This is a genomic window from Chryseobacterium sp. 2987 (genome assembly GCF_031456375.1).
GTDB classification, from domain to species: Bacteria; Bacteroidota; Bacteroidia; order Flavobacteriales; family Weeksellaceae; genus Chryseobacterium; species Chryseobacterium vaccae.
In genome coordinates, this window is record NZ_JAVDUN010000002.1 from 187,015 (window position 1) to 199,962 (window position 12,948).

Here is a 12,948-nt window from a genome sequence, read left to right on the forward strand (position 1 = left end):
AGAATTAATAATTAAGATTTTTGCTGCATCTGTTTGAATTCCAAAATGATAAATTCTGCAGGTCTTGAAGGGGCATATCCTATTTTTACGATCATTCTGCCTTCAAGGATATCCTGTGCAGACATTGTTTGGTTTAATCCAACTGCTACAAAGAAAGCGTGCTCCGGTTTTGCTCCGGCTAAAGCACCATCATTCCAGAGAGTGGTCAGGTAGTTCTCGATCATTCCCTTTACATTAACCCAGGTTTGAGCAACATTGGGCTCAAATACAAACTGCATACAGGCTTTTTTCGCTGATTCTTCAATCATATTGGCTAATCTTCTCACATTGATATAACGCCAGTCATTGCTGTTTCCGGCCAGCGTTCTCGCACCCCAGACCAGAGTTCCTCTTCCTGTAAATTTTCGGATCGCATTGATGGATTTTCCGGTTTCATGAATATTCATATCTTCCTGATCTTTGTCGTTAATATCATCCGTTAATCCAACGATTCCGTTTATACTTACATTGGCTGGAGCTTTCCATACTCCGCGGGTAGCATCAGTCTGAGCATAAATTCCTGCAATAGCTCCGGAAGGCGGAACGGTATTCATAAATTGGGATAATTTATCGGTAATTTGTTTGAATAACGGCAGCTGGGTGATCAGCTTCTTTTCTTCTTCCAGAATATAATTTGAAATTGCACTCAATACCGAATTCATCGTCTGAACAACATTTGACAGTATTTTATCTAATTCAGCCTGAATAATAGGAATGTTAATAATTTTCAAGCTGTTTGCTCCGTCTTTTATTTCATTGCCATCCTGATCAATTAACTTTATGTTCAGCTTGTCTTTGTAAGAATCAGCCATAGCTAAACTTCCCCATATTATGGTATCAAAAGAGGTGTTATTGACAAGCGTTTTTTCATCATTTGTCAGATTTCGGGTGACGTCTCCAAATGCAGTTCCTGCTTCAATATCTAGGCTTGGTAATGTCTGCACCAGCAGCGTATCATATTCTCCTTTAAAATCAAAGAGCTGCTGTGCATATTTTTTTAAATTAACAGAGACAATGTCTTTAAGATAACTCTTATAAGAGCCGTTGGTAACTGAATTTAATTCTTTGAAAACAGCCAACAGCTTCCATATTTTATCGATATAGGCGTTTGTGTTTAATGTTTTTTCGGGATCATTGTCTTCAAATTCAACAGTTGTCTTTTCTTTATCCAGGCTGCTCCATTTAAATTCGTAACTGTTATCATATATTTCCGAATACAATTCCTGAAAATCACTCAGTAGTTTTACAATCTTAGCATCATTTTTATAGATGTCTGAAAAGTTCACCTGCGCATTGATATAATGAAATCTGAACTGATACGGAAAATTACATTGCAGATACGGATAATAAGCTGCTCCGTATTTTAAGAACTGGTTTCCGACTTCATTTCTGAAATCTTCGCTGTCCTGAATTAAATCTGCCTCTTGTTTTACATCTATTATGCTGAACCTGTCCATAAGCTTATTGCATTGTTTTAATGCTTCTGCCTGAACCATTCCCAGTAAATTAGCTGTTGATAAACCCGCTGCATCAGGAAATAATAATAAAGTAGGTTCGTCTTTCTTTTCTAATAACTGCAGACCTGCAATAAATAAATCTTTTGTTCCGGCGCTTGTAAAATCCGGTTGATCATCATAGATTCCTATAGAAACGATATAGCAGACCCCGCCGCCGTTAGCATAAAAAAGCTGTAGACTGTTATAGAGCTTAAAGATGCTTTCTTCAACTTTGCAGGCATCCGTAGGCTGGTTGTTTGCGTCTAAAACGACAGTAATACTTTTGGGCTCAGGTGCTCCTCCAAAAATCTGTTCATACTCCAGCATCGAAGTAATCCTCACGGCATCTTTTTTCAGCGAGGCCTTTTCTGTAAATCCTACAAATGCAGGGATAGCGGTTGCCACATTGGCAATGGAAGGAGGAAATGCATCAATTTCATTGATATATACTCCCGGGGTTTTAATGGCACTAATATTCATGATGATTAATTTTATGTAGTTGGTATAATTTCGTTATTGGCATTTTTGGTGAAGACACCTGATTCGAGATGTCCGGCAGAGTCATGCGGATTGTTTTCCCAAAGTCTGACATCAGCTTTTTCAATGATTTTATCTGATGTAGTTTCTTCTGCCTGAATGGAAAGCATCTGTACCCGATACAGCACTGAAGGGATATATCTGGATCCAAGACAGGACCACATCTGATTGAGCTGATCCATCTTCAGGCTTACCATTTCAAATACAAGCTTATCATAAGAACCGGTTTCCGGTATATTTTCCAATAAATTGGGAGCCTGCCAGTAAAAAACATTTTTATTCTGAAAGTACCGGATCACGACTTCCAGCTTATCTATTCCTTCTGTGTATTTCGACTGGTCTATATTATAAGAGGCAAACAAGAGTGATAGAATTAAATTCTGAGTTGGATTTCTGTATTTTTCCATGCTGCCCCCCGGTGAAAGCTGGTTCTTGTATAAACTCTGATTTTTAAGGATCTTATCTTCTTCTATGTTGACGATTGATAAAATGATAGAAGATTTGGAAGAAAGAAATTCATCTCCATCGTTTAAAGTGGCTATATTGGCTAGTTCAACAATGGGGGTTCCTGTTATTTCTGCATTCACAGCAGCAACAAGTCTGGAAAGGAACTCTTTGATTTTCATGACGTTATTTATACTAACAAAGCTATATAACATCAATTAATAAAATCACAGGAAAAACACCCTATATATACAGGGAAAAAGCCCCAATTAAAAAAAACTGAAAATTATCAGGCTAAAGTCATCCTGTCCTGTTTGTAAATATATAGGGTATAACGATCGGACGCAAAAGCAGGCTATTGAAATATAATCTCTAAAAATTATATCCTCAATAAAAACATATATTTCTAAGTAATTATCGAAATATCACAAAAATACATTAACATTCTATAAAAAATAGTTATATTTATCCCGTTTTTAACAGTTATCCATTCTGATTATGAAAAAATTACTTTATTCTTTTTTATTGTTGTCTTCTGCAACTTTATTTGCCCAGACCAACTCTTCTGTAAAGTTCGCTGTTGCCAATGACGTTATCGGAACCGTAAAGATGTTTAATACAAGAAAAGAGGTGGTACAGAGTTCAGTAAATTATAAAAATGCTGCCAGCCTGCCTCAAAACCTGAAAAAATACAGCTTCATTGCTCAGAACGGGCTTTCTGAAGTTAAGTTTAAGAAAGGATATGAAGGTCTGGATCGGGTAACATTATCCCAGATGAACAGACAGTATAATCTGGCTCCGGAAACCCCGGTTTTCATTGAAGGAACAGAATTCCCTGATACCAGCATTGAAGTATATGCCGATATTGTTCAGGGGCAGTTTGACGTTAAAGATCATAACGGAAAAAAGACGTTATTCATCACCAATAAATAAATTTTCTTTTTTTATACATAAAGAAGGATACCTGCCGGCATCCTTCTTTTTTAATATTTATTCGTCCATTTTTTCTTTAACTCTTCGAAGATTTTTTTCTCGGTAGCATTATTTCCGGGTTCATAAAACCGGCTGTTTTTAATTTCTTCCGGAAGAAATTCCTGTTCTACGAAATTACCCTCGTACGAATGGGCATATTTATATTCTTTGCCATAGTCCAGATCCTTCATCAGTTTGGTTGGTGCATTTCGTAAATGCAGCGGCACGGGAAGATTTCCTGTCTGTTTCACAAGTGCCAGCGCATCATTAATGGCCATATAAGCCGAGTTACTCTTTGGAGAAACCGCCAGATAGACCGCTGTTTCGCTTAATATAATCCTTGCTTCCGGGTTTCCGATTACATTCACCGCCTGAAAACAGTTATTGGCAATAACCAGCGCATTAGGATTAGCCAGACCTACATCTTCTGCCGCCAGAATCAGCATCCGCCGTGCGATGAATTTGATATCTTCACCTCCTGCAATCATTCTGGCCAGCCAATACACCGCTCCGTTCGGGTCACCACCACGCATCGATTTGATAAAAGCAGAAATAATATCGTAATGCTGCTCTCCGTTTTTATCATACAGCGCCATCGTTTCCTGAAGTACTTCAAGAACGTCTGCATTAATAATTTCATTGGTATCCGAATTTTTATATTGATTCAAAACCAATTCCACAGAATTAATCAGCTTCCTGGCATCTCCTCCTGAATATTGGATGAAAGCTTCTTTTTCAAGAATTTTAAAGTCTGTTCCCTCATCTTTATTGTACCTCTCAGACGCGGTATCAATCAGTTCTTCAAGCTTTTCATAACTCAGTGCTTTCAGAATATACACCTGGCTTCTTGAAAGCAATGCGGAAACCACTTCAAAGCTGGGGTTTTCTGTAGTTGCTCCAATTAAAACGATCCATCCTTTTTCAACAGCATGTAATAATGAGTCCTGCTGGGATTTATTAAAGCGGTGAATCTCATCAATAAATAAGATAGGTGATTTTCCGGAAAACAGATTTTGTTTTTTGGCATCTTCAATCACATCCCGCACATCTTTCACTCCCGATGAAACGGCTGAAAGCTTATAAAATTTTCTTCCCGATTTTTCAGAAATAATTTCCGCCAGTGTTGTTTTCCCTGTTCCCGGCGGGCCCCAAAGGATCAGGGAGTTCAGTGTATTGTTTTCGATCATTTTCCTGATCGTGCCTTTTTCACCGGTAAGATGCTCCTGTCCTAAAACTTCATCTAATGTTTTAGGTCTTAATTTTTCGGCTAATGGTATATTCTGGCTCAAGATAATTTTATTTTTTTTTGAATAGAGAATCCGATTTTGGTTCTCCGAAACTTCTAACAAAATTAAACTAATTTTCATTTTTTTACCCTATTTTTGCATTGTTTTGAAACTTACATTCAATAAAATCATTACTTTTCCTTTGGTAATTTTGATAAAATTTTACCAATGGTTCATCTCGCCTCTGCTTCCCAAAAACTGCCGTTACGAGCCTACCTGTTCTCATTACATGGTAAAAGCTCTTCAGGTACACGGTATTTTTAAAGGATTCTGGCTGGGAGCGAAAAGAATTTCAAGATGTCATCCCTGGGGAGGCAGCGGCTACGATCCTGTTCCACCCAAAAAATAAGATTAATAAATCAACTATTAAATCAATAGAAATGAGTACTACTTTTTTCAGAATTTACCTCTTTATTTTTGCCTTTTTTACGCAAATTGCTTTTGCACAGGAATATCCGGGAGGCCTGTCTGACGGAACGTTAAAAGTAAATGAAAGCAGCATTCCGGTAAAGATTTTTTCTACAACAGAAAACGACGATCTTAGTGCTTTTCCGGAAAAACCAACCGATAAAAATGTTTTGGTTATTCTGAATGAGTCTAGTTTTGAACCGGCATATCTCAATTACAGCATGCTGACTCTGGTGAAATATAAAAGTGCTCATTATCAGTTTTTTGATAAAGATTTCAAACTGATTGAAGGTCAGGTTACCCAGGACAACATTAAACATTTTAAATACGCTGTAAAATCTGCAAAACCCATTACTGAATCTGATCATGTGGCCCTTGAAACATCTTTCAAAATCTGGGATCCATCAAAAGGAATCCAGATAGGATCTTTTACCCTGCATTTCTATAGCCTGATGTTTGTTTTTGCTTTCGGATTCGGGTATATCCTGATGACCAGAATCTTTAAGATTGACAACATCAACCAAAAATATCTGGAGCCTCTTTTTACCTGGACGCTGATTGGAACCATTCTCGGAGCAAGACTTGGTCACGTTATTTTCTATCAGCCGGAATTGTTCAAAGAAGATTTCTGGAGTGTGTTTTTACCTATAAGCACTAAAAACGGGATTAAGTTTACAGGATTTTCGGGATTAGCCAGCCACGGAGCTACGATTGCGCTGATCTTTACCACCTTATACTACTCATTCAGAGTCATCAAAAAAAATCCGTTCTGGGTATATGACAGACTGGGAATTGTAGTTGCTTTAGGCGGAGCATTTGTGAGACTGGGAAATTTTTTCAATTCCGAAATTGTTGGGAAACCGGCAGATCCCAATTCTCCGTTCGCTATTCTTTTCCCTCAGCAAAGTGATGAATACGGAGTTACTGTACCACGTTACCCGAGCCAGCTTTTTGAAGCATTCGGGTATATATGTCTATTCATTTTATTATGGATATTGTACAGAAAAACCAATAAAAAATACCAGCAGGGATGGTTGTTCGGACTGTTTTTCATTATTCTTTGGGCAGTAAGATTCTTTGTTGAATTCCTGAAAGAACCTCAAGGCGATGAGTTCATCCAATTGGGCGCACTTAATACAGGACAGGTACTTTCCATTCCATTTATGATTGCAGGGGTAATTATTATGATGGTTTCCAAGAAGTTCAAAATCACTCCGGCAGAGAACGAAAAACCGGAATAGTCTGAAAATAAAAAGAAATTATCTTCAATATAAAAGACCAGTTTGTATCATGCAGACTGGTCTTTTTGTATACTCTTACTTTCTGTATGTCTTTTCCTTCTACAATTTTACCTTCTTCCTATTCAACTCTGCAAAAACATTTCCCAATTCATTAATAACATCTGTTGGAAGCATTGATTCTTTAGCATATTTTTCCGCAGCCAGATCAGCTGCTTTTCCGTGAAGCCAAACTCCCAGCAAACAGGTTTCTTCTACTGAATATCCCTGAGCCAGCAGTGAGGTCAGAATCCCGGTAAGAATATCTCCGCTTCCGCCTTTGGCAAGTCCGGCATTTCCCGTGATATTATAAAACACTTTTCCTTCAGGAGTAACGATCTGGGTATGATGATCTTTTAAAACAATATAAATATTAAGTTCACCTGCTTTTTTACGGGCCAGTTCCAAACGCTCAAAGGAATTGGCTGTGCTTCCGAACAATCTTTCAAATTCTTTAGGATGTGGAGTGATAATCGATTTTCCTGGGATATATTTCAGGTTCTCCTGTTTATCTGAAAGCATATTCAATGCATCAGCATCTAACACTACGGGGTTATTGTATCCTTTTAAAAAGGCCAAAAGAGCTTTTCTGGTTTTCTCATGGATTCCTAATCCCGGCCCGATACCGTACATGCTATTTTCTTCATTATCAATATTTTCAATATATTCATCACCTCCTTTTATGAACATCGCTTCGGGACACGCTGTCTGCAAAATCATATATCCGCAGTCGGGTGCCAGCGTAAAGGTCAGTCCGGCACCTGTTTTCAACGCAGCTTTGGTGGATAATACTGCTGCACCTATTTTGCCATAACTTCCGCCAACAATGGTAACTTTTCCATAGGTTCCTTTATGGGAGAATTCTTCTCTAGGTTTAAAAATCCGGGAGATCACACGCTCATCAACAACATAATTTTCAGATTGTTCCTGTTTCTGAAATTCCGGACTTAGCCCGATCTCCAGAACAACTACTTTCCCTGTATATTTTCCTGTTTCCGGATGCAGAAAACTCTTCTTCCAGCATTGAAGACTTAATGTGTAATCAGCTTTAAAAACAACCGTATCATCTGTAAAAATAGTATCTGCTGACAAACCAGAAGGAATATCTACAGAAATCTTCACATTATCCTTTCCGTTAATTTCCGTAACCAGCTTTTTGTAAATTCCATCTAAAGGTCTGGACAGCCCCGTTCCAAAAAGAGCATCAACAATAACCGTTTCATTATCAAATGAGTATTCTTCCGTTCCATTAAGTTCCCGGACTGAAATCCCTGAGAAATCTTTCAGCCTTTGTAAGTTCACTGAAGCATCTTCAGAAAATTCAGCTTTAAGGTCTGGTACAAATACCTCAACATCAAATCCTTTGGTGTACAGAATGCGGGCTGCTGCAAACCCATCGCCTCCATTGTTTCCATGACCGCAAAAAAGGGCTAATCTGGTATAGTTTTTACAGTTTTCCGAGATCCATCCGGCCAGTGCCAAAGCTGCTCTTTCCATCAGTTTGAGAGAAGTAATTGATTCATGAGAAATGGTAAACCCATCCCATTGACGAATTTGTTCTGCAGTAAAGATTTTCATACGATAAGTTTTAGGCAAATTACAAAAGATTTTTCATTACAACCGATTTAAGAAATAACGTAAACATGATTTAATCATAAAACAAATTATTTAAATTAAATCTAACTTCATATAAAAATACAACTCATATCAATAATAAAATTCCGCATATTAGAGATAAAAAAACGATAAAAAGTGGTGTTTTTTACATTTTTTAATTATATTTTTGTGTGGATACTAATTAAAAAATATAAATTATGGGATTTGTTAAAGAATTTAGAGACTTTGCTTTTAAAGGCAATGTACTTGATCTGGCAGTCGGTGTGATCATTGGAGGTGCATTCGGAAAAATTGTTTCATCTTTAGTAGAGGATGTTATTACTCCTTTGTTACTGAATCCGGCTTTGAAGGCTGCAGGCGCCGAGAACATTTCAAAACTTTCATGGAATGGGGTTACGTATGGTAATTTTCTTTCTGCCGTTATCAGTTTCCTGTGTATCGCAATGGTACTTTTCTGGATCATAAAAGGAGCTAACAAAATCATCAAAAAAGAAGAGGCTGCTCCTGCCGGACCTACTGAAGACCAAAAACTACTGACGGAAATTAGAGATCTCCTGAAACAAAAATAATAAAGCTGTTTAAACTTTTAATGTCCTGCTAAAAAGTTTAAACAAGTTTAATGTATAAAAAAGAAAGACACTTCAGATTGAAGTGTCTTTCTTTTTTATGCTGTACTGCGTTTTATTGAATCTGCAAAATACTTGAAATTTGCTCCGCCAACGAAAGCCCTATTCTATCCTGAGCTTCCAGTGTTGATGCACCTGTATGGGGTGTCAGGGAGATTTTAGCATGATTTAAAATTTCTTTGGAAGGTACCGGTTCGTTAATGAAAACATCTAATCCTGCAAATTTTACTTTACCGGAATCTAATGCTTCAATTAAGGCCGTTTCATCAATCACTCCTCCTCTTGAACAGTTGACTACCGCTACTCCGTCTTTCATACTATCAAATTCATTTTTACCGATCATATATCCCTCTTTCTGAGCAGGCACATGAAGCGTAATGAAATCTGAGTGTTTTAAAACATCCTGAAGTGGTTCTGTTTCTATATCTACATTAATAAACTGATTGTTATAGAATTTTACTTTGATGCTGGCCTTTCCTACATTATTATCAGCTGCGATCACTCTCATCCCCAATCCTAATGCGATTCTGGCAACTTCCTGCCCAATTCGGCCCATTCCTATAATTCCGATGGTTTTCCCTCGCAATTCAATTCCCGCGGTGTATGCTTTTTTAAGAGCGGCAAATTCTGTATCTCCCACCTGAGGCATTTTACGGTTTGAATCCTGAAGAAATCTTGCTCCCGAAAACAAGTGCGCAAAAACAAGTTCTGCCACTGATTCTGAAGAAGCAGAAGGAGTGTTAATCACATGAATTCCCTTTTCTCTGGCATAATCCACATCGATATTATCCATTCCTACTCCTCCACGTCCAATGATCCCAAGAGAGGGACAGTTATCAATAATATCTTTTCTAACCTGGGTAGCACTCCTCACCAACAGGGTACGGATCTTATGTTCATTAATATAATCCACTAAAAACTCCTGAGGAACTTTTGTTGTAATCACCTCAAAACCCTTTTCAGTAAGTGCGTCAATTCCGGATTGATCGAGACCGTCGTTTGCTAAAACTTTCATAAATACAATATATATTAAAAACTGAAAGATTTAAAAATTATAGAATTTTCTGTGCGTACACTTCTTCTTATAATCTTTAAATCTTCGCATTATCGTTGATTAATCTTTGAAAACTTCTATGGTAACCTGCTTCTCTACAAGGTCTGTAAACTTGCCTTTGTATCTTGTAGCTCTTACCAGGTGATTGTCTATCCAGTGATAGTTTCCTCCTCTTGGTTTTCCGCAGAGTACGCTGTGGTATTTGAAACCGTGCTTATCTAGCCAGTCTATGGTAATTTGCTTCAGGTTTTCTGTTCTTGATGTGAAAAAACAGATCTGGTGCCCTTCATCATACCATTTGTTGATTGTTTCGAGTGCGTCAGGATAAGGCTCACAGGTAACCATTCTTTCCGGTTCTTCGTTGGGAACATCATCTGTAATGGTTCCGTCGATATCAATTAAGTAATTTTTCACCCCGTCCTTAAGAATCGGACTTACGTGCTCTATGTATTCTAATTCCATCACTTCTAATTAAGATGTAAAGTTAAGGCTTTTAAAACTAACAGAAGTATCAAATTGGGTTTATGTTAAAATTTTACTATAAAAACATATATTCAATGAATAATATAAATATTTTACTTCTCAATAAATCATTTTTATTAAAATTTTTCTTAATTATTATTTATTATGTTATTGGATTTATTTGATCCGAATGAATTTATGATATAAGTATTGCGACTTGTTTTGTATTAGACTTCAATGGTGAAACATGCGGGATGTTGGATTTTATTGATGTTGAATTTTTACGGATGGGTGTTTTTACGAATTTTGTTTTTTATGGGTGTTGGGCTAAAGCCCAACCCTATTGAATAAGGTGTAGGTTTGTCTGATTTTGTCATTTTTAATTTTATTGGGTAGAAATTAGATGAATAGAGTTTAAGCTTAATACGCTGGAAGGAGGAAGAAAGAGCCTGGCAACCATAAAATATGATGTTTTACCAAAAATTTCCAAAATACATTTATTAGGCTTACATTTGTAGAAATGGAAGAATTTGTAGTTTTAGTAAATCCTGAAGATGAAGTTCTGGGTTTGATGGAAAAGCAGCAGGCTCATGTCAACGGGCTTCTGCATCGTGCATTTTCTGTATTTCTTTTTAACAACAACGGGGAAATGCTTCTTCAGAAAAGAGCTTCCGGGAAATACCATTCTCCTAACCAATGGACTAATGCGGTATGCTCTCACCCCAGAAAAGAGGAAACTTATCTGGAAGGTGCCCAACGAAGATTAAAAGAAGAATTGGGAATTGAAACAGAACTTTCTGAAAAGTTTAATTTCATTTACAAGGCTGATGTAGGCGGAGGACTCTGGGAACATGAGCTGGATTATGTATTTACCGGGAATTACGAATCTGAATTCAATTTAAATAAAGAGGAAGTGGAAGAAGTAAGGTTTATTTCAATGGAAGATCTAGATCAAGAAATAGCCAATTCTCCTGAGCATTTTACAGAATGGTTCAAAATCATCCTTGAAGAATATAAACACCATTTTTAAATGATAAAAAAAGCACTTTTAGCATTCACTTTTTTATCAGGCAGCTTGTTGTTTGCTCAGAAATCAAAAGTGTATGACAGCCCTAATTACTCCATTAATGTTCCTGACGGATGGAAATCTACCAACGACAGCGATATTATCAATATTTTTCCTACGAGTGAGATTGGTGCTGTAACCATTTCAGAATACCACGATCTTGAAATTCCTAAAGCCGAAATGAAAAAATTCATACTGGCTTTATACAAATCCAATGAGGAGGAAAACAAAATCAAAGAAAATAAAGGCAAAAAGGGATATACAGAATATTTCTACGAGTATTTTGACGAAAAGGAAAAACTGTTCTGGGTTACCCGGGCTTTTCAGAAAGATAAAAGCATTTATCTGGTTTCCATCAACTGCGGGCAGAAATTCTGGAATGGAAATTATATGAGCCTTTTTAATGAAACTTTTAACAGCTTTAAAATAAAGAAATAAGAATTAAAATATGAAGAAAACAGCTTTATACGACAAGCACGCTTCTTTAGGCGCTAAAATCGTACCTTTTGCAGGTTTTGAAATGCCTGTACAATATTCAGGAGTAACGGAAGAGCACTTTGCGGTAAGAGAAAAAGCAGGATTGTTTGATGTTTCACACATGGGACAATTCTTCATTGAAGGACCGGGATCTAAAGACCTTTTACAATTGGTTACAACCAACAATGTAGACGCTCTGGAAAACGGAAAAGCACAATATTCATGCCTTCCGAATGAAAACGGAGGAATCGTGGATGATCTTATCGTTTATAAGATGGAGGACGACAAATATTTTGTTGTAGTAAACGCTTCCAATATCGATAAAGACTGGAATCATATTTCAAAATATAATACTTTTGGGGCTAAAATGACCAATGCATCTGATGATATGTCATTATTGGCTGTACAGGGACCTAAGGCTACTGAAATACTTCAGAAGCTTACTGAAACCAACCTTTCAGAGATTCCTTATTATAACTTCACTGTAGGAAGTGTTGCCGGAGTAAATAATCTGATCATTTCCAATACAGGATATACAGGAAGTGGTGGTTTTGAAATCTATTTCAACAATGAGGATGCCGTAAAACTTTGGGACGAAATCATGAAAGCCGGAAAAGCTGAAGGAATTATTCCTTGCGGACTGGCTGCCAGAGATACTTTAAGACTTGAAAAAGGATTCTGCCTTTACGGAAATGATATTGATGACACTACTTCTCCTATTGAAGCTGGTTTAGGATGGATCACAAAATTTGATAAAGACTTTGTGTCTAAAGATGTTTTCGCAAAACAGAAAGAAGAAGGGGTAACCAGAAAATTAGTAGGTTTTGAGCTTCAGGATAAAGGGGTTCCAAGACATGACTACCCTGTGGTAGATGCTGAAGGAAACGTGATTGGAAAAGTAACTTCCGGAACACAGTCTCCAATGAAAAAGATCGGTTTAGGTTTAGCTTATGTGGATAAGCCTCACTTCAAACTGGGTTCTGAAATTTTCATCCAGGTAAGAAATAAGAACATTCCCGCAAAAGTGGTAAAAGCTCCTTTTGTATAATTGTTCTGATATGATATTGAATAAGAGACTGTCTTCATGATGGTCTCTTTTTTTATATAAATGACTCAATATTCCTTTCAATAGATCTTTTAACCACAAACCAAAGGTTCGACGAAGTCAATGGTACAAAAGATTTTGG

The 12,948-nt window shown here is 37.1% G+C and carries 13 protein-coding genes; 7 read left to right on the forward strand and 6 right to left on the reverse strand.

From position 1 onward, the window contains the following. Window positions 1–11 precede the first annotated feature (11 nt). Together J2Y40_RS05880 and J2Y40_RS05885 are read right to left on the reverse strand one after the other, a co-directional pair. Entirely contained in the window at window positions 12–2,015 is a 2,004-nt protein-coding gene (locus J2Y40_RS05880) for a phage tail sheath C-terminal domain-containing protein (protein ID WP_309997731.1), read from the reverse strand. A gap of 11 nt (window positions 2,016–2,026) precedes the next feature. Beyond that, complete coding sequence (locus J2Y40_RS05885) at window positions 2,027–2,698, reverse strand: Pvc16 family protein (protein ID WP_185152036.1); 672 nt, start codon at window positions 2,696–2,698, stop codon at window positions 2,027–2,029. Between the two features lie 316 nt (window positions 2,699–3,014). Between J2Y40_RS05885 and J2Y40_RS05890 the strand changes: the two genes are divergently transcribed. Continuing rightward, the gene (locus J2Y40_RS05890) at window positions 3,015–3,449 is read left to right on the forward strand and encodes a hypothetical protein (RefSeq protein ID WP_153399678.1); all 435 of its coding nucleotides are present in this window, start codon (window positions 3,015–3,017) and stop codon (window positions 3,447–3,449) included. 50 nt (window positions 3,450–3,499) lie between these two features. Here the strand turns inward: J2Y40_RS05890 and J2Y40_RS05895 are convergent, their stop codons facing one another. Then, window positions 3,500–4,777, reverse strand: a complete 1,278-nt coding sequence (locus J2Y40_RS05895) for a replication-associated recombination protein A (protein WP_153399676.1) — start codon at window positions 4,775–4,777, stop codon at window positions 3,500–3,502. Between the two features lie 103 nt (window positions 4,778–4,880). On the opposite strand from J2Y40_RS05895, the gene yidD reads away from it, so the two are divergent. Together yidD and lgt are read left to right on the forward strand one after the other, a co-directional pair. Then, window positions 4,881–5,123, forward strand: a complete 243-nt coding sequence (gene yidD, locus J2Y40_RS05900) for a membrane protein insertion efficiency factor YidD (protein ID WP_062697076.1) — start codon at window positions 4,881–4,883, stop codon at window positions 5,121–5,123. Window positions 5,124–5,550: 427 nt separating this feature from the next. Continuing rightward, on the forward strand, window positions 5,551–6,423 hold the full coding sequence (gene lgt / locus J2Y40_RS05905; RefSeq protein WP_394349984.1) for a prolipoprotein diacylglyceryl transferase: 873 nt from the start codon (window positions 5,551–5,553) through the stop codon (window positions 6,421–6,423). A 99-nt stretch (window positions 6,424–6,522) separates the two neighbouring features. Here the strand turns inward: lgt and J2Y40_RS05910 are convergent, their stop codons facing one another. Then, on the reverse strand, window positions 6,523–8,037 hold the full coding sequence (locus J2Y40_RS05910; protein ID WP_309997738.1) for an NAD(P)H-hydrate dehydratase: 1,515 nt from the start codon (window positions 8,035–8,037) through the stop codon (window positions 6,523–6,525). Between the two features lie 236 nt (window positions 8,038–8,273). Between J2Y40_RS05910 and mscL the strand changes: the two genes are divergently transcribed. Continuing rightward, a complete protein-coding gene (mscL, locus tag J2Y40_RS05915) occupies window positions 8,274–8,645 on the forward strand; it encodes a large conductance mechanosensitive channel protein MscL (protein ID WP_153399672.1) in 372 nt (123 codons plus the stop codon). 112 nt (window positions 8,646–8,757) lie between these two features. On the opposite strand, the gene J2Y40_RS05920 is transcribed toward mscL, so the two are convergent. Both J2Y40_RS05920 and J2Y40_RS05925 read right to left on the reverse strand, forming a co-directional pair. Beyond that, window positions 8,758–9,717, reverse strand: a complete 960-nt coding sequence (locus J2Y40_RS05920; protein WP_153399670.1) for a D-2-hydroxyacid dehydrogenase — start codon at window positions 9,715–9,717, stop codon at window positions 8,758–8,760. Between the two features lie 99 nt (window positions 9,718–9,816). Continuing rightward, the gene (locus J2Y40_RS05925; RefSeq protein WP_153399669.1) at window positions 9,817–10,218 is read right to left on the reverse strand and encodes a phosphoheptose isomerase; all 402 of its coding nucleotides are present in this window, start codon (window positions 10,216–10,218) and stop codon (window positions 9,817–9,819) included. Between the two features lie 520 nt (window positions 10,219–10,738). On the opposite strand from J2Y40_RS05925, the gene idi reads away from it, so the two are divergent. Genes idi through gcvT form a run of 3 tightly spaced genes read left to right on the forward strand, consistent with a single transcriptional unit; the run spans window position 10,739 to window position 12,809 of the window. Then, on the forward strand, window positions 10,739–11,248 hold the full coding sequence (idi, locus tag J2Y40_RS05930; RefSeq protein WP_309997742.1) for an isopentenyl-diphosphate Delta-isomerase: 510 nt from the start codon (window positions 10,739–10,741) through the stop codon (window positions 11,246–11,248). Further along, window positions 11,249–11,722 (forward strand): hypothetical protein, encoded by a 474-nt coding sequence (locus J2Y40_RS05935; RefSeq protein WP_153399667.1) that lies wholly within the window; start codon window positions 11,249–11,251, stop codon window positions 11,720–11,722. 10 nt (window positions 11,723–11,732) lie between these two features. Beyond that, window positions 11,733–12,809, forward strand: coding sequence for a glycine cleavage system aminomethyltransferase GcvT (gene gcvT / locus J2Y40_RS05940; protein ID WP_309997744.1), 1,077 nt, complete (start codon window positions 11,733–11,735; stop codon window positions 12,807–12,809). Window positions 12,810–12,948: the final 139 nt, after the last annotated feature.

Bases quoted from the DNA above. Each gene is read 5' to 3' on its own strand.
- idi (WP_309997742.1), top strand. From the start codon at position 10,739: ATGGAAGAATTTGTAGTTTTAGTAAATCCTGAAGATGAAGTTCTGGGT.
- J2Y40_RS05890 (WP_153399678.1), top strand. From the start codon at position 3,015: ATGAAAAAATTACTTTATTCTTTTTTATTGTTGTCTTCTGCAACTTTA.
- J2Y40_RS05920 (WP_153399670.1), bottom strand. From the start codon at position 9,717: ATGAAAGTTTTAGCAAACGACGGTCTCGATCAATCCGGAATTGACGCA.
- J2Y40_RS05880 (WP_309997731.1), bottom strand. From the start codon at position 2,015: ATGAATATTAGTGCCATTAAAACCCCGGGAGTATATATCAATGAAATT.
- gcvT (WP_309997744.1), top strand. From the start codon at position 11,733: ATGAAGAAAACAGCTTTATACGACAAGCACGCTTCTTTAGGCGCTAAA.
- J2Y40_RS05935 (WP_153399667.1), top strand. From the start codon at position 11,249: ATGATAAAAAAAGCACTTTTAGCATTCACTTTTTTATCAGGCAGCTTG.
- J2Y40_RS05925 (WP_153399669.1), bottom strand. From the start codon at position 10,218: ATGGAATTAGAATACATAGAGCACGTAAGTCCGATTCTTAAGGACGGG.
- J2Y40_RS05910 (WP_309997738.1), bottom strand. From the start codon at position 8,037: ATGAAAATCTTTACTGCAGAACAAATTCGTCAATGGGATGGGTTTACC.
- J2Y40_RS05885 (WP_185152036.1), bottom strand. From the start codon at position 2,698: ATGAAAATCAAAGAGTTCCTTTCCAGACTTGTTGCTGCTGTGAATGCA.
- mscL (WP_153399672.1), top strand. From the start codon at position 8,274: ATGGGATTTGTTAAAGAATTTAGAGACTTTGCTTTTAAAGGCAATGTA.